We start from the raw sequence: 21477 nt of genomic DNA, 5'->3' as shown, positions 1-21477 counted from the left end.
AAGATGATTGTAATAGTCGGACTATTGGTTGGTATCCTGCTTGGGCTTTTTCTGGATGTGAAGATTCCCGATGCGTATACCACTTACCTCACCATAGCCATACTGACCTGTCTTGACTCTGTGCTCGGGGCACTGAAAGCTTATCTTGGAAAGACATTCGATAATATCGTGTTCATTTCCGGATTCTTCGGAAATGCCATCATAGCTGTAGCGCTGACATTCCTAGGAGACAAACTGGGTCTTCCCATGTATCTGGCGGCAGTGGTTGTGTTCGGAGGAAGAATCTTCAATAACTTTGCAGTAATCCGAAGACTGCTCATAGATAAGTACTATAGGGGAAAGAGAAATGATGCGTTTGAGTAAGATGCTGACGTTATTTGGCTCAGTGATCATCGGAATCGGAATCGCTACCGGTGTACAGCTTGCAACAGGGCAGGTGGATGTGATACTGATACAGAGCGAGTATAAGGATGCTATGGAATACAGCGGCAGATTGAAAAATGAGATTAACGCACTGAAGAAAACAGAAGAAAAAATACTGACGAAGCTTCATGAATATGAGAAGGAAAGCACGGATTCCTTTCATGTGATGGAAGACCTCACAGAGGAATACAGCCGAAATGAAAAGTTATTAGGGTATAAGGATGTGAGAGGAGCGGGGCTCATCATTTCACTGGAGGATGGGATTCCGAAAGAAGGAGAGCAGGAAGGCTCCATAGACAGCTGGCTGAGAATCATTCATAATGAAGATATGCTGAAGCTTATCAACGAGCTGAAGCTCAATGGAGCAGAAGCCATCTCCATAAATGGCCAGAGAGTGACTGAAACATCTGAGGTCTACTGCAGCTGGGCATTCATTTCCATCAACGGTCAGAAACTGCCCTCACCTTTCGTGGTGAAAGCCATCGGGGACAAGGGTCTTCTGGAAGCCTATACAGAAACGGAATTCAATCAGTTGAGAATTATGAAAAACAGAGGCATTCAGGTGAATCTTGAAAAAATGCCGATAATTGTTCTTGAAGGTTCGGTGCCGCCTATCATACCGAAGTATCTTCAGGAAGCAGAGTGAAAGGTTGTGACTTTTTGAGCAGGATCAGAGAAAATATCGCCCGGGTGAAGGAAACTCTTTTAGAAGGTGTTACACTAATCGCGGTTTCAAAAACAAAATCTCCAGAAGAAATCATGGAAGCTTATGCAATGGGCATAAGAGATTTCGGAGAGAATAAAGTACAGGAAATAGAAGCAAAATATGATGTGCTCCCGAAGGATATCCGCTGGCATCTCATCGGACACCTTCAGACCAATAAAGTCAGAAAAGTGCTAGGGAAGACTCATCTTATTCAGTCTCTGGATCGAGAGTCTCTGGCTGTGGAAATCAATAAGAGAGCTGAAAAAATGAATCTCATGGTGGATACGCTGATAGAAGTCAATATTGGAGAAGAAGAGCAGAAAGCAGGAATCCTGCTGAAGGATCTGCCTGAATTTCTGGAACTTCTGAGAAATCTTGATAGAATCCATGTCAGAGGGCTGATGGCTATAATTCCCCAGGGGAGCCTTGAAGAAAACAGATATTATTTCAGAAAAATGAAGGAGGTGTTCACAGACCTGAAGAAGAATGAAAGTGAGCGTTTCACAATGGAGATCCTCAGTATGGGCATGTCTTCGGATTATGAGGCAGCCATGCTGGAAGGATCCACCATGGTGCGAGTCGGTACCGGGATATTCGGATCAAGAAATTATTAGATTTATAAGGAGGAAAAGATCATGGGTAAAATTATGACTTCATTCAAAAACATGATGGGATTTGAGGACGAAGAAATGTATGACGATTATGAATTAGAAGAACTGGAAGAGGAAGAGATCGCTGAGCCTAAGGAAAATTACTCGATTCTGAACAGAAGAAGAGAAGCGAAGGAGCCCAATAAAGTGGTGAATCTTCATGGGAATAATACAAAGATCAATATCATCAAACCCAATACGTTCGACGAAGCTCCACAGATCTGCGAGAGCCTGAAGGCGAATATGATCGTAGTGGTCAATACATCAAGTCTTGAGCCTAGGACGGCTCAGAGACTTCTGGATTTCATCGCCGGTGCAACCTACGCTTTGTCAGGTGATCTGCAGGAAGTGGAAAACGGCGTGTATGTTCTATCTCCATCTATGGTTGAAGTAACGAGGGATCAGAAGGAAGAAAGCTCTATCAAAGGGTTTCTGAACTGGAAATAATGGATAAAAAGGGATTCATCAAAACTTTTTCGGAAGAAGATCCCTATAGAATGGCGAAGCTCTTTGAGTCTTTGGAAAGAGCAAAGAGCTTCAACTTCTTTTATCATACAGATGAATTCTATACACCTGGTGTCTGGAACAGAATTCTGAATATGAAAGAATACAGGGATATTCACGTCATGGGAGAAGATTTCTTTGAGAGAAGAATTTTCGCTTCCGGGGTCAGAGGGGGAAATCCGCTGGCCATCATGGAAATTGAAAATCTTGATCATCAGATGGAGCTCGCTCACCGAGATTATCTTGGTGCGATCATGAGTTTAGGCATCTTGCGAGAAAAATTCGGAGATATTTTTCTGAAAGATGATAAGGCCTATCTGGTGATTTTCAAGGAGATGGCAGACTTCATACTGAATAATCTCAATCAGATCGGCAGGTGCAGTGTGAAGCTGACGCTGCATGAGTATGAGGAGAAGGTGTTGTTTCTTAAGCCTAATCTGGTGAAAAGAGAGGCGGTCATCGCTTCCCTGAGACTTGATGTGGTTGTAGCTGAGCTTGCTAGAACTTCCCGCACAAAATCGCTGGAGATGATTCAGAAAGGGCTCGTACTCTTGAATTACAATGAAGCAAGAGATAAGGCTAAGGAAATAAATGAGGGAGATACTCTGACGATCAGAAGAAAAGGAAAGTTCAAAATAGGAGAAATCATTGGAACGACTCAAAAAGGGAACTTAAGGGTCGCATTTTATAAATTCGAGTAATTTTCAGTATGGAGGAGGTAACACATGAAGATCACACCAGTAGAAATAACCAATAAAGATTTCAAAAGAACCATGAGAGGCTACAGCACAGATGAGGTGGACGAATTTCTGGATGAGATTGTGGAAGATTTTGAAGCGCTCTATCGTGAAAATGCAAGTTTGAAGGAAAAGATAGAAGGATTCAGTGAAAAGATCGAGTATTACGCAAGCCTTGAAAAAACACTCCAGAGTACTCTGGTTCTGGCACAGAATACAGCAGATGCCACAAAGAACCAGGCGGAGAGGGAAGCGGAACATATCATTGAAAATGCGCAGGCAAAAGCGCAGGCAATTATTGAAAATACCAACAAGGACAATGAAAATCTGAAGAGAGAATATGAAAAATACAGAATGGAATTCAGTAATTTCAAAATGAGAGTGCTGAATTTCATGGAAAGTCAGATGAGTTCCTTCACATCCGCATCAGAGGAAATCGAAAGGGGAACACTTGGAACGGGCTCCTTGAAAGTTGCAGGTCTTACTCCTCATGAAAGTGCATTTGAACAGAAGGAATCCATGGAGAAGAGGGCTTTTGACGAAGACAGCTTTTCAGAGGAAGAAGTGGAAATAAAAGGGTGATTGAAATCCTACAGTGGGAGACTTTTTAACGAAGTCTCTTTTCTTGTGAAGGAAGACTCCATGTGATAAGATATCCTTTGAAAGGAAAATGTTATGGAAGAAAAACTGTTTAGGAATGAAAAAATAGAATTCACGGATGGTTTGAATCGCACTTTTGAAAAATTGCCAGAAGATGCGCTTTTTGTCGTGGATAGAAAGCTGCTCCAGGTGACAGAAGGGCTCATGACGTTTTTAGAAGGAAAAAAGATGTATCTCTTTGATGCATCGGAAAAAAACAAGAATCTTTCGGAACTGGAGAAAATCTATGATTTTCTTCTTGAGAATCATGTCAGCCAGACGTTGATTGCCATCGGCGGAGGCATCACAGGGGATCTGGCGGGATATGCTGCAGCCACTTTCAAGAGAGGAATTCCCTTCGTTATGGTGCCTACGACGTTACTGTCCATGTGCGACAGTTCTGTCGGAGGAAAATGCGGTGTGAATTTCAGAGGCATCAAAAACTACATAGGCGCTTTCAGAAAACCGGACAGAATCATCATCTGTCTGGAATTCCTCAAAACCCTGGAAGAAAGGGAACTGAGAAGTGGACTGGGGGAGATTCTGAAATACGGTCTCATCGGAAATCGGCTGATTCTGGACGATCTTCTGTCATCGGATAAGGATCTGTTTCATCTGCCCATGAAGGAGTATATCCTTTCCGGGCTGCTCATAAAAAGTGAAGTGGTGCAGGCGGATTACAGTGATCAGGGAATACGCAACATCCTGAACTTCGGACATAATGTCGGTCATGCCATTGAAAGTGTACTGGAGGGTGCTGTCACCCATGGAGAAGCGGTAGCGCTGGGAATACTTGCCGAGATAGATCTCAGCACCATGAAGCTGGGACTGAATCCGGAGACAGGGATCAAGGCTATGAAGATTATGGACAAATATGGTCTTCGGAGAAAAATCAGTGCAGATAAAGAAAAGCTCATGGAGGCCATCCGAAAAGACAAGAAAAATGATGAAAATATGAGGTTTACGCTATTAAGCGAATTAGAGAAACCTGAAATAAAGGTCATGGTCCAAGAGGCGGAAATTCTCGAGGCGCTGACCGTGATATTGGAGTAGGAAATGATGCAAAAGACAATGGACCTTTCGCTAGGCAAAGTGAAAATTGAAATCGGACATAAAATCATCTCAGAAGACCCTGTATTTTTTGCGGGACCCTGTTCTGTGGAAGATATGGATACCATGAGAAAAATCGCCGGGAATCTGAAGAATCTGGGCGTGGATGTGCTGAGAGGTGGAGCGTTCAAACCCAGAACTTCCCCTTATGATTTCCAAGGCCTTAAAGAGGAAGGGCTTGAAATTCTCAGCGCCATCAAGAAAGAATTTCAGATGGTGATTTCCACGGAAATACTTGATGTGAGAGACATAGAAAAAGCCATGGATGTGGTGGACATCATTCAGATCGGATCAAGAAACATGTATAACTATGTGCTTCTTGAAGAAGTGGGCAGACTTGGAAAGCCTGTGATCCTGAAAAGAGGATTCAGCGCGACGGTCAATGAATGGGTCAATGCGGCAGAGTATATTCTGAATACAGGAAATGAACAGGTGATTTTGTGTGAGAGAGGAATCAGAACCTTTGAGACCACCACAAGAAACACTCTGGATCTGAATTCGGTTGCTTATCTGAAGAAGAATTCAAGATTACCGGTATTTGTAGATCCCAGTCATGGAACGGGAGTACGGGATCTTGTGAAACCCATGTCTCTAGCCGGCATCATGGCAGGCGCTGACGGACTGCTCATAGAAACCCATGTGGAACCGGACAAAGCCTGTTCAGATAGTCAGCAGACCATCGACATGATTACACTGAAGGAAATAATGCATAATACAAGCGAAATTTGGAGGCTGAGATGATCTACGTAATTTTCATTATAGGACTGATTCTGGATTATGTGACAAAGATTTGGGCAGTGGATACACTGAAAGGAAAGCAGGATATCACAGTCATAGAAGGATTCTTTGACCTTTCCTACCTTGAAAACAGGGGGGCAGCCTTTGGCATCTTCCAGGGCAGAGCGTACCTTCTGGCTGCAGTCACCGTAGTCATCATGGGGATACTTCTGTTTAACTACTATAAGGCGAAGAAGAAGACCTGGCTTCTCACCGTCAGTACTGGTCTCATTCTCACTGGTGCAGTGGGTAATCTCATTGACCGAGTGAGATTCGGGTTTGTGGTGGATTTCATATCCTGGCACTGGAAGGATGTATACTATTTCCCTTCATTCAATGTGGCGGATATATGCATCACCATCGGCACAGGGCTTCTTGTGATCTATATTCTGAAGGAAGTGGATTAACGTGGAAGAACTGCAGTATATAGTCGAAGCTGAATCAGCCGGTAGAAGACTGGATGTGTATCTCAGTGAGAAACTGCCGGATCTTTCAAGATCCTACATACAGAAGCTCATTGAGAAAGAATGCATTACAGTGGAAGACAGAATCAGGAAATCATCCTACAAGGTACAGGAGGATGAAAGAATTCTGCTGGAGCTTCCAGAACTGGAAGAACTGGAAGTGAGCGCCAAGGATATACCCATAGACATTCTTTATGAGGACGAAGATCTTGTGGTGGTCAATAAGGCGAAGGGAATGGTGGTGCATCCGGCTCAGGGAAATTACCACGATACTCTGGTGAATGCACTTCTGTACCATGTCAAGGATCTCTCCGGAATCAATGGAATTCTAAGGCCTGGCATCGTCCATCGGATAGACAAGGACACAACGGGAATTCTGGTTGTGGCGAAGAATGATCTTGCGCATGGCTATCTTTCAGCTCAGCTGAAGGACCATTCGATGAAAAGAGAGTATTATGCCCTGGTTCATGGAAATGTGAAAACAGAACATGGAACCATCGACGCTCCACTGGGGCGTTCCAGAAAGGACAGAATGAAGATGGCCATCGTGGAGGACGGGAAAAGAGCTGTTACTCATTATGATGTCATCAGAAGATATGAGGGCTTCACACTGATCAGAGCCAGGCTTGAGACAGGAAGAACCCATCAGATCAGAGTGCATATGGCTTCGCTGCATCATCCGCTGGTTGGGGATTATGTTTACGGACACAAAAAGGAATCTGTCAAAGGGCAGCTACTTCATGCTGCAACCCTGGGGTTTGAAACGCCTCAGAAAGGCTATAAGATTTTCAGAGCTCCTGTTCATGAAGAATTCAAGGCATTTCTCATGAAACTTCATCGAATGGAACGAAAATAAGAACAAAAGATGAATATTATTAATAAAATATGAACACATCCTAGCCTTATGCTGGGATGTTTTAGTATAATGAGATGATATAGGATTGCACAAAACAGGAAATAGAATAGATGAAGCAAATAAACAGAAAAGGTGGTGTCATCCATAGAAGCATACTTCTATGGCAGCTTATGGAATTTAAAGCGGGACTCATGGATGAAAAAGCGATAGAAAGAGCTCTTGTGAGAATCTCTCATGAGATTGTAGAGAAGAATAAAGGGGTAAAAGACATCGTTCTTGTGGGAATCAAAAGAAGGGGCGTACCTCTGGCGGAGAGAATACAGGAAAACATCAGAAAATTTGAAGATGCGGTGATTCCTGTGTCCAGTGTGGACATCACGCTGTATCGGGATGACCTGGAAGAAGATTATGAAACACCGATGATCAAGAATGCACAGATTGATGTGCCCATCAAGGACAAGAAAGTCATTCTTGTGGATGATGTCCTCTATACAGGGCGTACTGTTAGAGCAGCCCTGGATGCTGTAACAGAAAACGGAAGACCCAAAAGCATTCAGCTTGCGGTACTGATTGACAGGGGACATAGAGAACTCCCCATCAGAGCAGACTATGTAGGCAAGAATGTGCCTACTTCCAGAAATGAGCTCATTAAAGTCATGCTGGAAGAAGTGGATGGCAGAAACGCAGTGGATATATTCATAAAGGAAGGTATCGAATGAAGATAGTATCATGGAACGTGAATGGACTACGAGCCATCATGAAAAAAGGATTCAAGGAGCGTGTCATGGAACTGGATCCGGATATTCTTTTTATCCAGGAAACGAAAATGCAGGAGGACCAGCTGGTAGAGGAGATTTATCTGAAAGAGCTGGGATATACCCTGACAATGCACTCCGGAATAAGAAAAGGATACTCTTCCGTAGCGGTCTACACCAGAATCCCTGTGGATGAAATCATAAAGGGGTCCGGGATAGAGGAGTACGATGCTGAAGGAAGAGTGATTCAGGTCAATGTAGGTGAGTATGCGATTTTCGGGATCTACTTCCCCAATGGAGGAAGAGGAGAGGAAAGACTGGCTTATAAGATGAGATTCTATGACGATCTTCTTGCAAAGTTTGATGCGCTGAAGGATGCAGGCAGAAAAGTGGTGATCACTGGAGATTTCAATGTTGCACATAATGAAATCGACCTGGCGAATCCGGAAAGCAACAGAAAGACTTCAGGTTTCCTTCAGATTGAAAGAGACTGGTTCACCAAGCTTCTAAGCCACGGCTATGCTGATGTGTGGAGAGACAGGAACCCGGAAGAAGTGAAATACACCTGGTGGGATCAGAGATTCCGTGCAAGAGACAGAAACGCGGGTTGGAGAATAGATTACTTTGTTGTATCGGAGAACATGCTGGAGGATGTGGAAGATCTTTCCATATACAATGACATCATGGGATCAGATCATTGTCCTCTCTCTTTAACACTTAAAGGAGAATAAAGAATGGATTACAGACTCATTGCCACCTGTGCCTTCGGCATAGAAAAAATACTTTCCAATGAACTGAAAGCTTTAGGTTATGAAGATCTGAAGGTGGAGAACGGTAAAGTCGAGTTCGATGGAGATGAAATGGACATCGCCATCTGCAATGTTCACCTTCGAACCGCAGAAAGAGTGCTCATAAAACTTGCGGAATTCAAAGCCGTCACTTTCGAAGAGCTGTTCCAGGGAACAAAAGCCATTGATTTCGGTGCGCTGATTCCCATCAGCGGTAAAATGCATGTGGTCGGGAAATCTGTCAGAAGTCAGCTTCACAGTGTTCCGGACTGCCAGAGCATTGTGAAGAAAGCGGTGGTGGAGTCCATGAAAAAGACTTACGATCGTGAAATCTTCGCGGAAACCGGAGCAGTCTACAAGATTGAAATCGCGCTTCTGAAGGATATTGCGACAATCACCGTGGACACATCAGGAGAAGGTCTTCATAGAAGAGGCTATCGTGAACATTCAGGCGCAGCACCAGTAAAGGAAACACTTGCGGCAGCCATGGTTCTGATTTCAGGATATGATGGTTCAAGACCGCTCATCGATCCTTTCTGCGGATCCGGCACCATCCTCATTGAAGCGGCCATGATTGCGCGTAATATCGCACCGAATGTGGACCGTAAATTTGTATCAGAGACCTGGCCGGGGTTTCCGAAGGATGTTTATGATCAGGTGAGAGAAGGGGCAAGAAATCAGGTGAAATCCCTTAAACTCTCCATCACCGGATATGATAATGACACCTATGTGCTTTCCACTGCAAAGATGAATGCGAAAAAAGCGGGTGTTTTCAAGAATATCTACTTCAACCATCAGGATTTCATGAATCTGAAATACACAGACCGGAATGTGACGATCATCACGAATCCACCATACGGAGAGCGTCTGGGAGAGAGAGAGAATATCGTGATGCTCATGGAGAAAATGGGTCGTGACAAGGCTGTCAACGAGGATTTTGAAATGTATATCCTCTCTGCGCTGGAAGGGTTCGAGAAAGCTTTCGGCAGAAAGGCCCACAAGAACAGAAAACTTTATAATGGCAGGATTCTGACCTACTTCTATCAGTATTTTGCAGAGAAGAGAAAAGAGGACCAGATTATATGAAGAAAATTATCGTGATTTTTAATGGCGGAACCATATCGATGAAAGTGGACCCCAAGATAAAGGCTGCGGTGCCTTCTCTCACAGGAGAAGAAATCATGCATATGGTCACAGGAATCGAAAAACATGCGGAAGTCATCTCCTATAACTTCAGCTCCTTTCCCAGTCCGCACATGACGCTGGAGAAAATGATGGAGCTAAGAGAGTTCACGCTGAAAGTGATTCGCGAAGATCAGCCCGATGGTGTGGTGATCACCCATGGAACGGACACGCTGGAAGAGACAGCATTTCTTTTCGATCTTACCATAGATACGGAGATTCCCATTGTATTCACTGGAGCCATGCGTTCCGGTTCGGAACTTGGCTATGATGGTCCATCCAATCTGGCGCAGTCCATTGTAACTGCCTCTTCGAAGGAATCCAGAAATCGTGGTGTCCTTGTCTGCCTCAATGGAGAACTCAATGCAGCCCAGGAAGTGACCAAGACGAATTCACTTTCACTGAACGCGTTCAGAACACCATCCTTCGGACCCTTAGGCATAGTGGACAACAACCGTGTAATATACTACAGAAGCAATGATGTAAGACAGGTGCATGACATAGACCATCTGACATCCAATGTGGATCTTGTGAAAACCGTGGCAGGAATGGATTCCACCTACCTGAAATTCCTGGTGGATAAAGGTACAAAAGGAATTATCATCGAAGCTTTCGGTCGTGGAAATGTTCCACCCCAGATGGTGGAAGGCATTCGCTATGCGCTATCCAGAAAAATCCATGTGGTCATTGTATCAAGATGCTACGAAGGACGCGTCTTCGGCAGTTACGGATATGAGGGTGGAGGAAAGCATCTCAGGAATATGGGCGTCATTTTCGGAGATGCGCTGCCCGGTCAGAAAGCAAGAATAAAGCTGATGGTTGCGCTTTCCATATACGACGATCCGGAGGATGTAAGGGACTGGTTTGAGAAGGATCTCTATCTGGAAGAAACGGATAATGCTTGATGCTCTCTGAGTTAAGGCATATAATGAAGGAATAAATTGGAGGCGTATGATGATAAAGAGCATGACAGGCTTTGGAAGAGCCATGGTGGACGATGGAAAGAGAAGTTTTCTGGTGGAGATGAGAGGCGTAAATCACAGGTACCTCGATATGAACATCAGAATGCCCAAGAGTCTTATGCCTGTGGAGGACAGAGTGAGAAAAGTGATTTCCGGATATCTTTCCAGAGGAAAGGTGGACGTATTCATCACTTACAGAAACTACACAAAGGAAGATACGGTGGTCAAATCCAACCAGTATCTGGCGAAGGGGTATGTGGATATCCTGAAAAACCTTCGCGATGAGTTTACACTGGCAGATGATATTTCGGTTTCACTGATTTCCAGATTTCCGGACGTGGTTTTCACAGAAGAAAAAGAAGAGAATATGGAGGAAATCTGGACACTCATGGCAGAAGCGGTGGAAGAAGCCGCCAGGAAGATGCTGGAGATGAAAGAAGTGGAAGGGGCATCCCTTAAAAACGATATGCTGGTCAAAGCGGATGAAGTCAGAAAGATCGTGGAAGTGATCAAAGAAAAAGACAAAGAAGTCATTCCACTTTATAAAGAAAGACTGGAAAACAGAATCAAAGAGCTTCTGGAAACCGTTCCGGTGGATGAATCCAGGCTGGCTCTGGAAATTGCGCTATATACAGATAAAGCAAGCATCGATGAAGAGATCACAAGACTTCTGTCTCATATGGATCAGATGAAGAGCTTCCTGGATGAGACTGTTCCAGTGGGCAGAAAACTGGATTTTCTGGCTCAGGAAATGAACAGAGAAGCCAATACCATGGCATCGAAATCTGTGGATATCGAGATCACAAATAATGTGCTTCTCATCAAGAACGAAATCGAGAAAATCAGAGAACAAATGCAGAATATTGAGTAGGGGTGAGGTCGTGAATATTAAACTCGTTAATATAGGTTTTGGGAATATTGTATCAGCCAATAAGATTGTAGCCATCGTTTCTCCTGAATCCGCTCCTATAAAAAGGATTATTCAGGAAGCAAGGGAAAGAGGCATGCTCATTGATGCTACCTATGGCAGAAGAACCAGGGCTGTAGTGGTGACGGATTCGGATCATATCATTCTTTCCGCAGTGCAGCCTGAAACCGTAGCACACAGACTGGAAACGAAAGACGAAATTGTGGATGAGGTAGGTATAGATGAGTAGAGGATTACTCCTGGTCATATCAGGACCTTCAGGAGCAGGCAAAGGAACCGTATGTGATGCATACAAGAAACACTGCGAGAATTTCATATGGAATTCTGTATCCATGACCACGAGAGCGCCTAGAGCGGGAGAAGTGGAAGGAGAAAGCTATTACTTCGTAAGCCGCGAGGAGTTCCAGAAAATGATCGAAAATGATGAGTTTCTGGAATATGCTGAGGTATATGGGAATTACTATGGAACGCCACGGGCAGAAGTGGAGCGAAAACTCAGTGAAGGAACAGATGTGATTCTGGAAATCGACATTCAGGGTGCACTGAATGTGCAGGAGAACACCACCGAAGGGATTTTCATTTTCATACTGCCGCCTTCCATGAATGAGCTGAGAAACAGAATCATCGGGAGAGGAAGCGAGACACCAGAGTCTCTTCTGACCAGATTCAAATCGGCGTATAATGAAATCAACTATGTGAACAAATACAATTATGCCATCACCAATCACACAGTGGAACAGGCTTATCAGGATCTGATATGCATTGTCAGAGCTGAGAAATGTCGTGTCACTCGTGTTTCAAATGAGATATTAACCCTTAAGGAGGAAAAATTATAATGAGTTCATTAATAGATCCATCAGTAACAGAATTACTAAACAGAGTAGAGAACAGATACAGACTGGTGACCATCACATCAAGAAGAGCAAGACAGCTTATAGACGGACAGGAACCACTTCTTCCTGGAACCAGCGTGAATCCGCTGTCCAGTGCAGTAAATGAAGTGAATGCAGGGCTGATTGAATATGAAACACTAAAAGATGGTGTGAAGTAAGATGAAAAGCGTTGTGCTGGGTGTAACAGGAGGCATAGCCGCCTATAAAGCCCTTGAACTGGTTTCGAGACTGAAAAAGCAGAATATTGATGTTGACGTGGCCATGACAAAATCGGCACAGGAATTTGTCACTCCCCTCAGTTTTCAGAGTCTGAGTCAGAATCCTGTCATTACGGATATGTTCGATGAGCCCAAGGCATTTGAGATCGCGCATATTTCTCTCGCCCAGAAAGCGGATGTGTTCGCGGTGGTTCCGGCAACGGCGAACATGATCGGCAAAATCGCAAACGGCATCGCCGATGACTGGATTTCAACTTCCATCATGGCGACGAAGGCCAAAGTGCTCATTGCACCTGCCATGAACACGCAGATGTATGCAAGCCCCATGGTTCAGGAAAATATCGAGAAGCTGAAGAGCCTGGGATTCACTTTTGTGAAACCGGGTGCAGGTAGACTGGCTTGCGGAGATGTGGGCGAAGGAAAGCTTGCTCTGGTGGATGACATTTTCGATGAGATCATGAAACTTCTTTATCCAAAGAAGGACTATGCAGGGAAAAAGGTCATCGTCACCGCAGGAGGAACAGAAGCACCTATGGATCCGGTAAGGGTTCTGACGAACCGTTCTTCCGGCAAGATGGGGATGGCGCTCGCTGAAGCGCTGAGAGACCGCGGAGCGGAAGTGATTCTCATAACCGGTAATATTGCAGGAAGTGTGCCTCAGGGGATCCAGCAGATCACTGCGCTTACCAATGAAGCCATGGACCAGGCGGTAAATGCATATTTCGAGTCTGCGGATATGGTTTTCATGGCCGCGGCAGTTTCCGATTTCAAAGTAAAAGAAGTGGCGAAGGATAAGATCAAGAAAGAAGATTCTTCTCTCACACTGGAGCTTGTGAAAGACAAGGATATTTTAAAAGAACTTGGCCAGAAGAAGAAAAATCAGATCCTCATCGGGTTTGCTGCAGAATCCGAGAACCTGGAACAGTATGCAGAAGAAAAGCTGACCAGAAAGAATCTGGATTTCATTGCAGCCAATGATATCTCGGATGGGAAGGTTTTCGGCCAGGATCACAACCGGATTATCCTATTGGGAAAAGATGGTCTGAAGAGAGACTTAGGTGAATTATCCAAAGCGGATACTGCCCATGGAATTCTGGATGAGATCATACAAAGTATTCCTGATAAAATATAGAGCAGAAAATCATAAGTCAGCGTCTGACTTATGATTTTTTTGTGATGAAACAGGAGAATCTGAATTTAAAATGAACCTTTCGGTATAAACTGATGTATATATAGATAAGAGGATCAAGTTGAAGGCAGGTGACAGGATGATTGATGAGTTCATTGATGAATATGGGAGAAGGCTTTACTTTCTGTGTCTGAAGCTTGAAAGGGATCCACTGAGAGCGGAAGAACTCTATCAGGAGACCTGGCTGAAAGTCCTGAAAGGGATAGGTACATATAATTCACAGCAGTCTTTTTACCCATGGCTCACTAAAATCTGCGTCAACACATACCGCAGCATGCTGAAAAAACGTGCCTTTGAAAGTCTGTTTTCTGAATTCAGATCCAGTGAGCAGAAGGACTATGTTCTTGAAAGCGCGGAATACGCGAAGGAGGACTCAGCCCGTGAGGAACTTCTTGAAGCGCTTGGGAGCCTGGATCGAAGGAAAAGGATGATAGTTGTTCTGCACTATTATGAAGGATATTCAACCAGAGAAATCGCTGAACTTGCAGGGGTTAAGGAAGGGACTGTCAAGTCCAGACTTCATGCGGCAAGAGAGGAATTAAGGAGGGAATTGAGAGATGAATGAGAACCAGGATTTTGACGATAAAATCAGTAATGCTTTTGAAGAAATAAGATCTTTGGAGGAGAGGGAGGAAGTGTTCATCGTGCAGCCTTTCTATGATCAGAAGAAACTGGAGGGAATCTCAAAAGAGAAAAGAGAATGGAAAATCATTGTGGTGATGACTTCTCTGGCTGTGATTCTTTTCAATTACGCCCTGTCATTTCTTCTAGGTGTTGCAGCTGCACTTCCATTATGGGTAGTGAATCTTATGGCTGCTCTCTTCATCATAGTCAGTTTATCCGTGATCATCCTCTTCTACGGATTAAATAAACTCTACATCAATTATAAGGAGGTTCTTTACCGATGAGTATATTTCTATCCACCATACCACTGCTGATCATACTGCTTTTCATTTTCGTCATTCCCGTCATGATTGGCGTCTATGTCTATCGGGATGCCAGCGAGAGAGGGATGAATGCACTGTTGTGGACCATTGTTGCTGTATTCGTGCCCTCACTGCTGGGTCTCATCATCTATCTTATCTTCAGGGAAAACTATTCTTCGCTATCCTGCGCGAACTGTGGAGAACGGGTGAGGCCTGAATTCATGACCTGTCCATCCTGTGGAGCAGATCTGAAGGAAAGATGTCCTGACTGTGGCATGGCAGTGGAGCCTCACTACAAAGTCTGCCCCAACTGCGCCAAAGCGCTTGATCATTATCATGATAATCCATATAGTGAGAGAACGGTCAAGAAAGGAAACAGGTCCCTCATTGCGATACTTGCCATAGCCGTCCTCCTGCCATTCATTATCGTCGTTGTATTGGGATCTTTGTTCTATTCAGTGAGAACGGAGACGATTTATGAGGAGTTCAATGTGCCACAGGAAGAGTTCTTCGATTTTGATGCGTAGCATCTGAAGGAACAAGGACTCTGAAACGGATTGCTCCAGGTCAATACCCGGGTTTTCGATCTTCCATATGGAGACCCTCTAAATGCAGCAGACCACAGTGCAAAAAAAGAAGACCGATGAGTGAAAATGACGCTCACCGGTCTTCTTTCTATGCGCCCAGATAGGCTTTCTTGACTTCTTCATTATGGAGAAGGTCTTTGGAGTATCCTTCCAGGTCAATGATTCCGTTTTTCAGGATATATGCACGATTGGAAAAATTAAGAGCAAGGTTTGCGTTCTGCTCCACCAGCAGGATGGTGGTGCCTGTCTCGTTGATATCGCGAAGAATCGTGAAGATTTCCTCTACAATCAGTGGAGCCAGTCCCATGGAAGGCTCATCCAGCAGCAGAAGTTTTGGTCTTGAAAGAAGTCCACGTGCAATGGCGAGCATCTGCTGCTCACCACCAGACAAAGTTCCTGCCATCTGATGCTTTCTTTCCAGAAGACGAGGGAACAGTTCGAAGGACCGTTTGAAATCTTTTTCCACGCCATCCTTATCCTTTCTGGTAATGGCACCCACTTCGAGGTTTTCATATACACTCATTCTGGGGAAAATACGTCTTCCTTCTGGAACATGAGAAAGTCCCATCTTCACGATATCCGAAGCCTGCTTCTTTGAAATATCCTTGTTGTCATAGAGTATTTCACCAGAGGATTTCCTGACCAGGCCGGAGATGGTCCGTAAAGTTGTGGTTTTTCCAGAACCGTTGGCACCGATGAGGGAAACGACTTCTCCTTGACCGATTTCCAGGGAGATGTTTCTAAGAGCCTGTATCGCGCCATAGTGGACGGATAGATTATCGAGCTTCAGCAACGTAATCACCTCCCAGATACGCTTTGAGCACTCTTTCATTGTTCTGTATACTTTCCGCATCTCCTTCAGCTATGAGGTGTCCATAGTCGAATACGAAAATCTTATCGCATAATTTCATGACCAGTGACATGTCATGTTCAATGAGAATAATGGTAAGCTGGAATTCTTCCTGAACCCATTTGATGAGTTTTGTGAGTTCTTTTGTCTCATTGGGATTCATACCGGCAGCAGGCTCATCCAGAAGAAGGATCTTCGGGTCCGCCGCCATAGCTCTGGCAATTTCCACTTTACGCTGGTCTCCGTAGGAAAGGTTTTTAGCCAGTTCCTCTCTTTTGTCATAGAGATTGAAGATCTTCAGAAGTTCATGGGCTTTGGAAAGAGCTTTGGATTCTTCCCTGAAATAGGAGGGAAGTCTCAATATGGAAGGAAGCACACCATAGGAAAGATTGCAGTGATAACCAAGCAGAACATTATCGGTGACGGTCATTTCCTTGAACAGTCTTATGTTCTGAAATGTTCTTGCGATTCCATAACTGGTCATCTTCTGAGGCTTCAGCATGCGGCTTTTCACATCACCGTTGATGTGATAGATGATGTCTCCTGAGCTGGGCTTGTAGATCCCGGTGAGAAGATTGAAAAAGGTCGTCTTTCCGGCACCGTTGGGACCGATGATTCCGGTGATGGTGTTTTCTTCCACATCAAGATCGACATCGGTGACAGCTTTTACGCCACCAAAGTTTTTAGTGAGTTTCGTTACGTTAAGCAGTGCCATTTTATACCTCCTTTTTCACAAGTTTTCTGAAAGAACCGAGTATTCTCTGAGGCTTATACACCATCATGATGAATAGAATCACAGCATAGATGACCATTCGAAGTTCTGGGATTCCCTGCAGAGACAAAGATACCAGTGATAAGGCGATGGCGCTTATGATGCTTCCTCTGATGCTGCCCAGGCCACCTAATACGACGATGACTAGAATATCCACGGACTTCATGAATCCGAAGGAATCCGGTTTGATGAAATAGAAATAATTGGCATAAAGAGCACCTGCGATTCCTGCGAACAGTGCACCTATGGTAAATACCAGCACTTTGTAGTAGTTCGTGTTGACGCCCATGGAAGTGGATGCGATCTCATCCTCCTTGATGGAAATGACTGCTCTTCCGTTGTAGGAGGAAAGAAAATTCCATATGATTACCACTGTAAGAACGATGATCCAATAAAGCCACGTCCAGTTGGTATACCGGGGAATGTCATTGAGTCCCATGGCACCCCCAACATATTTCCAGTTGAGGCCGATGATTCTGATGATTTCTCCGAACCCCAAAGTTGCGATGGCAAGATAATCTCCTTTGAGACGTAATGTGGGGACACCGATGAGAACGCCTGCAAGGGCTGCGGCAAGGGCTGCACCGAGAATACCAGCGATGAAGGGGAGTCCCAGTTTCGCTGTAAGAATCCCTGATGCGTAAGCGCCTATGGACATGAATGCCGCATGTCCCAGTGAAAGCTGACCGGTGAAACCGGTGATGAGATTCAGGCTGACTGCAAGTATGATGTTGATTCCGATACTTACGATATTCAGAAATATGTAGGAATCGATGATTCCTGCATTCATCAGAAGGTATACGGTGAGATAAAGAGCCAGAACCATCGCCGCTTTTACGATATTGTTTTTGCTGATTAATTCCTTCATGTTACCTCCTATACCTTTTCCTGTTCTTTATAACCCATAAGACCTGTAGGCTTAATGAGCAGTACCAGAATCAGAATGAGAAAAGCGACTGCATCTTTATAGAGTGAACCACCTATGGAGCTGACAAGTGTCTCGATGAGACCCAGGAAGAAACCGCCGAATACTGCGCCTGGAATGATTCCGATTCCACCGATTACAGCTGAGACAAAGGCTTTCAGACCTGGCGTAGCGCCCATGAGCGGATTCAGTGTACTGTAATAGACGCCGATAAGCACTCCAGCTGCACCTGCAAGAGCAGAGCCGATGAAGAAGGTGTAGGAGATGGTTTTATTCACGTTGATGCCCATGAGTTCCGCAGCATCTTTATCCTGGGAAAGAGCTCTCATGGATTTTCCGATTTTCGTTCTGTTTGTGATATACATAAGCACCAGCATCAGAATAATGGTGATTCCGATGATGTAAAAACTCTTGATGTCAATGACGGCTCCGGTTCCCATGACTTTGATCTGTGATGACGGAAGCACTTCTTTATAGGTTCGGCTTTCCGGTCCGACGAAATACATCATACCGTACTGAAGAAAAAGAGATACAGCTATGGCAGTGATCAGGTTCGAGATTCTCGACGCTCCTCTAAGGGGTTTGTAAGCGACCTTTTCAATGACCATACCCAGAATCCCACATGCCAGCATGGATACGATCAGGGCGGGGAAGAAAGAAAAACCGAAAATACCTGTCAGAGCGAAGCCGATGTAAGCACCGATCATCAGTACATCTCCATGGGCGAAGTTAATAAGATTTATGATTCCATATACCATTGTATATCCAAGAGCGATGAGCGCGTAGATGCTGCCCAGTGAGACACCGTTTATCAGCTGCTGTATGATTTGTTCCAAGATGATTCCTCCTTTAAATGGAGTAGAGGCTGTCTAAACTAGACAGCCCTATCCTTATGGTCTGTTTTATGGTTGCTGCTTCATGAGGTAAGTCGGTACGCCATCTTTCACCTCAAGAATGGTCACAGCTTTAACAGGGTTGTGGAATTCATCGATGGACAGTGATCCTGTGATGCCCTTGAAGTTTTCAGTAGCTTCCAGAGCTTCTTTCAGTTTTTCACGATCCACTTCGCCGGCTCTTTCAAGAGCATCTGCCACCATGTACGCCATGTCATAGCCTAATGCGTTGAAGGCATCCGGGTCTGCACCGTATTCCGTGTTGAAGGAAGTCTTGAATTCCACCACTTCATCGGAAGTATCGCCTGATGAATAGTGATTGGAGTAGTAGGTTCCGTTCAGATTGTCTGCTCCTGCGATTTCCAGAAGTTTTGGAGAGTCGAAACCATCTGCGCCTAGAACAGGCATGTTCATTCCAAGTTCTCTTGCCTGTTTGATGATAAGACCGACTTCTTCATAGTAACCTGGAACAAACAGTACATCCGGGTCGGATGCTTTTATGGTTGTGAGAAGTGTTTTGAAGTCTGTATCTTTTGCCTGATAAGCTTCCTCGGCAACGACTTCTCCTCCTAAAGCACCATAGGTGTTCTTATAGGCATCTGTAAGTCCCTGGCTGTAATCAGAGGTGTTATCTCTCAGAATCGCAGTCTTCAGAAGTCCCAGTTCCTTTGCGGCAAAGTTTGCCATGGTGACACCCTGGAAGGAGTCGCTGAAACAGGTTTTGAAGACATACTGTCTGACATTTCCATTTGAATCAAGGGTTACATCGTCAGCGGTGGCGGACGCTGATATCAGGGGTACTTTGTTTTCTTCCGCTGGTGGAAGTGCTGATTTTGTATTACCTGATGTTGCAGGTCCGAGGATGGCCACTACGTTGTCTCTGGTTGCAAGTCTGGATGAGACATTGGCAGCCTCTTCTCCTGATGACTTATTGTCCACTTTGACAAGTTCGATCTGCTTTCCGAGCACACCACCATTGGCGTTGATCTCCTTCACTGCAAATTCGATTCCATTGACTAGGCTGGTTCCGTAAGTGGATACATTACCGGACAATTCATAATTAAGTCCCAGTTTGACGGTGTCACCGTCTCCTACAGATTCCTTTGCACCGCATCCTGCGAGCATAAGTGAGGATAAGAGTCCGGCTGTGAATAATTTCATTCCCTTTTTCATTTGTGTTCCCTCCATCATTTTGATAAATTTGATTATTTCTTTTGTATAAAAAAAACCCTTATTATGTAGAACATAATAAAGGTGCAAAAGCACGGTACCACTTTATTTTCATAATATCATCGCTGATATTATCTCATCAGGTTCTATTAAACCCTAACCATGTAACGCTGGTAGGCGTCATGACTTACTGGAGAATTTTCAGTCATGAAACTCGGAAGTGATTTATTGTCTACAAGTATCTCATCGGTTCTCAGCTTCTCCGATTCTCTGTGGATCTACCAGGTAGTTTTTTTCTTCGTCAACATTTGTGTAATTTATTTATTAATTTTTATCATGAAGTGATATTATCATTCTAATAAGAATAAGTCAATATTATTTTTAGTTCGATTATTTTGATTTGTTAATAGTGGTAAATGTTTACCATAGTGACAGTAGAGGTGATAAATTTACATTTGTTAATGAACATCGTTTACAAAACCGTCATAACTATAAATAAACGAATAACAATGGTGGAATTTCTTGATATCCGTAATAATTAAATCTATGATGAAGTTAGGAAAATCATTGAAAGAAATTTAAAAAAAGATGGAAAATGTTGAAAAAAGTGAAGAAAAGTCGGGTGAGAAGGATGAAAATGAAAAACACACTGATCGATCAGTTCCAGATGGATGCCAAGGTGATTTTTCTTGCACAGGATCTGCTGCTCATGAAACTGAGGAGAAATCCCGATGAAACGGAACTTGAGGAAATCATTCACGATCTTCGCATCAATATCAGAAAACTGATTTCACTGCTCTATTTCCACAAGCCGCTGCTGAAAAAGAAGGAGAGAAAGGAGCTCATCTCTAGTCTGAAGATGCTGCTTCGTAATTTCGGATCTCTACGTGCGAAACATGTGTATCTCAAATCGTCTGAGAAATTCAGCAGTCAGCTCACGGAAGAAGAGAAGAACCTCTTTTATGAAATGAATGAGAGAGAAATGGAGAAGACCAGGTTCTTTAGAGGGAAGGAAGAGAAACTGGATCCTATAGCATTCAGAGTCAGGTATGAGGAGACGCTGAAGCGGTTTTTGGGTTATGGAAAGCAGCTCTTCAGGAATTCCACCCTGGTTCTGGATAAAGACAGCGAAACATTCATTGCTGACAGATATCAGGAGCTGATGGATCATTTTTCCGAGATGGAAAGGAAGCTTGATTACGATTCGGAAAAAGAAGTCCATAAACTGAGAGTATTGGCGAAAAACATCAACTATACATTGCAGATGAAGGATGACCTTCTGGGCGATCTCGCCATGAAAAGGGCGGAGCACCTGAAAAGAATACAGGATACTGCAGGGAAAATCCATGATGCGGATGTGCACCTTAAAATTGTTTCTTCGTTTGAAACCACAGAGGAGGAAGAAAAACTTCGGACAGGATTTCTGAACTACATCAGTAGGGAAAGAGAGGAATATAAGCATAAGCTGAAAAGGGTGGTTCAGCATTAAACGGTGCACCATAAAGTAGAAGATGAAACGACAAATAACATAAAAAGAGGGGGATGCGGCTTTCTATCAGCAGCATCACCCCTC

At 44.1% G+C, this 21477-nt stretch carries 28 protein-coding genes and 1 other annotated feature; of the genes, 23 read left to right on the top strand and 5 right to left on the bottom strand.

All coding sequences use genetic code 11. The features are described 5' to 3' along the window. Window positions 1-3: 3 nt before the first annotated feature. The 22 genes from ACHAL6_RS09900 (at window position 4) to ACHAL6_RS09795 (ending at window position 15234) form a co-directional block, all read left to right on the top strand. On the top strand, window positions 4-363 hold the full coding sequence (locus ACHAL6_RS09900) for a small basic family protein (protein WP_395270477.1): 360 nt from the start codon (window positions 4-6) through the stop codon (window positions 361-363). After that, the gene (locus ACHAL6_RS09895) at window positions 347-1069 is read left to right on the top strand and encodes a DUF881 domain-containing protein (RefSeq protein ID WP_395270475.1); all 723 of its coding nucleotides are present in this window, start codon (window positions 347-349) and stop codon (window positions 1067-1069) included. The genes ACHAL6_RS09900 and ACHAL6_RS09895 overlap by 17 nt, the downstream gene beginning before the upstream one ends. A 14-nt stretch (window positions 1070-1083) precedes the next feature. Next, on the top strand, window positions 1084-1743 hold the full coding sequence (locus tag ACHAL6_RS09890) for a YggS family pyridoxal phosphate-dependent enzyme (RefSeq protein ID WP_395270473.1): 660 nt from the start codon (window positions 1084-1086) through the stop codon (window positions 1741-1743). A gap of 21 nt (window positions 1744-1764) precedes the next feature. Beyond that, on the top strand, window positions 1765-2226 hold the full coding sequence (locus tag ACHAL6_RS09885) for a cell division protein SepF (RefSeq protein ID WP_395270471.1): 462 nt from the start codon (window positions 1765-1767) through the stop codon (window positions 2224-2226). Next, the gene (locus ACHAL6_RS09880; protein WP_395270470.1) at window positions 2226-2984 is read left to right on the top strand and encodes a YlmH/Sll1252 family protein; all 759 of its coding nucleotides are present in this window, start codon (window positions 2226-2228) and stop codon (window positions 2982-2984) included. Before ACHAL6_RS09885 ends, ACHAL6_RS09880 begins: the two co-directional genes overlap by 1 nt. Window positions 2985-3008: 24 nt before the next feature. Beyond that, window positions 3009-3602, top strand: a complete 594-nt coding sequence (locus ACHAL6_RS09875; protein ID WP_395270468.1) for a DivIVA domain-containing protein — start codon at window positions 3009-3011, stop codon at window positions 3600-3602. Between the two features lie 93 nt (window positions 3603-3695). Further along, entirely contained in the window at window positions 3696-4712 is a 1017-nt protein-coding gene (locus ACHAL6_RS09870; RefSeq protein ID WP_395270466.1) for a 3-dehydroquinate synthase family protein, read from the top strand. Between the two features lie 3 nt (window positions 4713-4715). Next, window positions 4716-5510, top strand: coding sequence for a 3-deoxy-7-phosphoheptulonate synthase (gene aroF / locus ACHAL6_RS09865; RefSeq protein ID WP_395270464.1), 795 nt, complete (start codon window positions 4716-4718; stop codon window positions 5508-5510). Further along, window positions 5507-5953 carry a signal peptidase II gene (gene lspA, locus ACHAL6_RS09860; protein ID WP_395270462.1) on the top strand — a complete coding sequence of 149 codons (447 nt, stop codon included), beginning with the start codon at window positions 5507-5509 and terminating at the stop codon, window positions 5951-5953. Before aroF ends, lspA begins: the two co-directional genes overlap by 4 nt. Before the next feature lies 1 nt (window position 5954). Next, window positions 5955-6866 (top strand): RluA family pseudouridine synthase, encoded by a 912-nt coding sequence (locus ACHAL6_RS09855; RefSeq protein ID WP_395270461.1) that lies wholly within the window; start codon window positions 5955-5957, stop codon window positions 6864-6866. 170 nt (window positions 6867-7036) lie between these two features. Next, window positions 7037-7585 (top strand): bifunctional pyr operon transcriptional regulator/uracil phosphoribosyltransferase PyrR, encoded by a 549-nt coding sequence (gene pyrR, locus ACHAL6_RS09850; protein WP_395270553.1) that lies wholly within the window; start codon window positions 7037-7039, stop codon window positions 7583-7585. After that, entirely contained in the window at window positions 7582-8352 is a 771-nt protein-coding gene (locus ACHAL6_RS09845; protein WP_395270459.1) for an exodeoxyribonuclease III, read from the top strand. Before pyrR ends, ACHAL6_RS09845 begins: the two co-directional genes overlap by 4 nt. A gap of 3 nt (window positions 8353-8355) precedes the next feature. Next, window positions 8356-9495: a class I SAM-dependent RNA methyltransferase gene (locus ACHAL6_RS09840; RefSeq protein ID WP_395270457.1), complete on the top strand. Its 1140-nt coding sequence runs from the start codon at window positions 8356-8358 to the stop codon at window positions 9493-9495. Continuing rightward, a complete protein-coding gene (locus ACHAL6_RS09835; RefSeq protein WP_395270456.1) occupies window positions 9492-10496 on the top strand; it encodes an asparaginase in 1005 nt (334 codons plus the stop codon). The genes ACHAL6_RS09840 and ACHAL6_RS09835 overlap by 4 nt, the downstream gene beginning before the upstream one ends. 49 nt (window positions 10497-10545) lie before the next feature. Next, the gene (locus ACHAL6_RS09830) at window positions 10546-11424 is read left to right on the top strand and encodes a YicC/YloC family endoribonuclease (protein WP_395270552.1); all 879 of its coding nucleotides are present in this window, start codon (window positions 10546-10548) and stop codon (window positions 11422-11424) included. A gap of 10 nt (window positions 11425-11434) precedes the next feature. After that, on the top strand, window positions 11435-11710 hold the full coding sequence (gene remA, locus ACHAL6_RS09825) for an extracellular matrix/biofilm regulator RemA (protein ID WP_207598250.1): 276 nt from the start codon (window positions 11435-11437) through the stop codon (window positions 11708-11710). Continuing rightward, entirely contained in the window at window positions 11703-12317 is a 615-nt protein-coding gene (gene gmk / locus ACHAL6_RS09820) for a guanylate kinase (RefSeq protein ID WP_395270454.1), read from the top strand. Before remA ends, gmk begins: the two co-directional genes overlap by 8 nt. Continuing rightward, window positions 12317-12532, top strand: a complete 216-nt coding sequence (rpoZ, locus tag ACHAL6_RS09815) for a DNA-directed RNA polymerase subunit omega (protein ID WP_242693922.1) — start codon at window positions 12317-12319, stop codon at window positions 12530-12532. Before gmk ends, rpoZ begins: the two co-directional genes overlap by 1 nt. A gap of 1 nt (window position 12533) precedes the next feature. Continuing rightward, window positions 12534-13724 (top strand): bifunctional phosphopantothenoylcysteine decarboxylase/phosphopantothenate--cysteine ligase CoaBC, encoded by a 1191-nt coding sequence (gene coaBC, locus ACHAL6_RS09810; RefSeq protein ID WP_395270451.1) that lies wholly within the window; start codon window positions 12534-12536, stop codon window positions 13722-13724. 118 nt (window positions 13725-13842) lie between these two features. Then, on the top strand, window positions 13843-14346 hold the full coding sequence (locus ACHAL6_RS09805) for an RNA polymerase sigma factor (RefSeq protein ID WP_395270449.1): 504 nt from the start codon (window positions 13843-13845) through the stop codon (window positions 14344-14346). Continuing rightward, on the top strand, window positions 14339-14689 hold the full coding sequence (locus tag ACHAL6_RS09800; RefSeq protein ID WP_395270447.1) for a hypothetical protein: 351 nt from the start codon (window positions 14339-14341) through the stop codon (window positions 14687-14689). Before ACHAL6_RS09805 ends, ACHAL6_RS09800 begins: the two co-directional genes overlap by 8 nt. Continuing rightward, window positions 14686-15234, top strand: a complete 549-nt coding sequence (locus ACHAL6_RS09795; RefSeq protein WP_395270445.1) for a zinc-ribbon domain-containing protein — start codon at window positions 14686-14688, stop codon at window positions 15232-15234. Before ACHAL6_RS09800 ends, ACHAL6_RS09795 begins: the two co-directional genes overlap by 4 nt. 148 nt (window positions 15235-15382) lie before the next feature. Here ACHAL6_RS09795 and ACHAL6_RS09790 read toward each other — a convergent pair whose 3' ends face one another. From ACHAL6_RS09790 to ACHAL6_RS09770, 5 genes are all read right to left on the bottom strand, one after another. Beyond that, on the bottom strand, window positions 15383-16087 hold the full coding sequence (locus tag ACHAL6_RS09790; protein WP_395270444.1) for an ABC transporter ATP-binding protein: 705 nt from the start codon (window positions 16085-16087) through the stop codon (window positions 15383-15385). Next, window positions 16071-16859: an ABC transporter ATP-binding protein gene (locus tag ACHAL6_RS09785; protein ID WP_395270442.1), complete on the bottom strand. Its 789-nt coding sequence runs from the start codon at window positions 16857-16859 to the stop codon at window positions 16071-16073. The genes ACHAL6_RS09790 and ACHAL6_RS09785 overlap by 17 nt, the downstream gene beginning before the upstream one ends. A 1-nt stretch (window position 16860) precedes the next feature. Then, on the bottom strand, window positions 16861-17784 hold the full coding sequence (locus tag ACHAL6_RS09780) for a branched-chain amino acid ABC transporter permease (protein ID WP_395270440.1): 924 nt from the start codon (window positions 17782-17784) through the stop codon (window positions 16861-16863). Window positions 17785-17792: 8 nt separating this feature from the next. After that, on the bottom strand, window positions 17793-18677 hold the full coding sequence (locus ACHAL6_RS09775) for a branched-chain amino acid ABC transporter permease (protein ID WP_395270438.1): 885 nt from the start codon (window positions 18675-18677) through the stop codon (window positions 17793-17795). Between the two features lie 66 nt (window positions 18678-18743). Then, entirely contained in the window at window positions 18744-19907 is a 1164-nt protein-coding gene (locus tag ACHAL6_RS09770) for an ABC transporter substrate-binding protein (RefSeq protein WP_395270436.1), read from the bottom strand. Window positions 19908-19981: 74 nt separating this feature from the next. Then, window positions 19982-20218 (bottom strand) — a binding site (T-box leader). A gap of 323 nt (window positions 20219-20541) precedes the next feature. On the opposite strand from ACHAL6_RS09770, the gene ACHAL6_RS09765 reads away from it, so the two are divergent. Continuing rightward, window positions 20542-21393, top strand: a complete 852-nt coding sequence (locus ACHAL6_RS09765; RefSeq protein WP_395270434.1) for a CHAD domain-containing protein — start codon at window positions 20542-20544, stop codon at window positions 21391-21393. Window positions 21394-21477: the final 84 nt, after the last annotated feature.

The sequence above is a fragment of the Proteiniclasticum sp. C24MP genome (assembly GCF_043951855.1).
Taxonomy (GTDB): domain Bacteria; phylum Bacillota; class Clostridia; order Clostridiales; family Clostridiaceae; genus Proteiniclasticum.
This window is presented reverse-complemented; position numbering and strand designations above follow the sequence as displayed.